This is a genomic window from Oleiphilus sp. HI0086, from assembly GCF_001635225.1.
On sequence record NZ_LWFZ01000801.1, the window covers coordinates 1 to 1,238 of the forward strand.

General features: G+C 43.8%; 1 protein-coding gene. It reads right to left on the bottom strand.

Translation table 11 applies throughout. The annotated features are described in order from the left end of the window. A partial coding sequence (glpD, locus tag A3756_RS14180; RefSeq protein ID WP_068553732.1) for a glycerol-3-phosphate dehydrogenase occupies positions 1–1,195 on the bottom strand: 1,195 nt, incomplete at its 3' end. Positions 1,196–1,238 lie beyond the last annotated feature (43 nt).

The following is a 1,238-nucleotide window of genomic DNA, read 5'->3' on the forward strand; positions in this document are numbered from 1 at the left end:
CGGGCATCGGTTCATCTGCAGTCCAAGGTTTACCAAGCTCCTTAATAAATGGCGACAGCTTGTTTAGAACCGCTTCTGAAAGCTTTCTGTAAGTGGTGATTTTGCCGCCATAGATTGAAAGCAGGGCGTTGCTTTCACTTTCCTGATGGAGTTCTAGCGTGTAATCACGGGTGATTGCTGAGGGGTCGTTTGATTCATCATCACACAGTGGACGGACGCCAGAATAGGTAGACTGGATATCTTCACGAGAAATCGAACGTTTGAAATGTTGATTGTATACCTTAATCAGGTAATCAACTTCCCACTCTTCAATTGCTACGTCTTCTGGCTTTCCTTGGTATTCTTTATCGGTGGTTCCGATTATTGAAAAGTGATCAAGATAGGGAAGTACAAATACCACACGCTTGTCTTCGTTCTGTAGAATGTAAGCTTCATCCAGTTCTTCAAAGCGGGGAACGATAATATGGCTGCCTTTAATCAGTCGAATATTTCGAGCCGGTTTAATATCTTCTGCCGCTGAATCAAGAAAGCTGTTTAACCAGGGGCCTGAGGCATTAACGATATTGCTTGCGAGAATATCGTAGCTGCGCTGTTCGATCTTGTTGAAGATACTTAGGCGCCAACGACCAAGATCTTTGTCGAAGCTCAAGTTATGGCACTGTGATTGAACTTCAATGCTTGCACCACGATTATGGGCATCTATCGCATTCATAACTACCAAACGTGAATCATCGACCCAGCAGTCATGATATTGAAAGCCTTTGGTGATCGAGTTTGTAAAAGGTGCATGACCATCAAATTTCACCTTCCGTGCTTTGGGCAAGGTATTTCGTTTGCTCAAGTGGTCATACATAAACAAGCCACAGCGGATCATCCATGCAGGGCGAAGGTGAGGGCGGTGAGGCATGACGAACTTCAGGGGTGAGACAAGGTGAGGTGCTTTATTAAGCAGTACTTCTCTTTCTGCCAGCGCTTCTTTAACTAGTCTGAACTCGTAGTGTTCCAGGTACCTTAGTCCACCATGTATTAGCTTGCTACTGCTGGAAGATGTACCTGAAGCCAAGTCATTTTGTTCACATAAGAACACTTTTAAGCCTCGGCCAGCGGCATCGGCAGCAATACCAGCCCCGTTAATGCCACCCCCAACAATAGCTAAATCATAGAAAAGTTCCTTTTTTTCACTGCTAATGTTCATATAAACCTCAAAAACGTTAATAATTTTACATATTATGTCATAA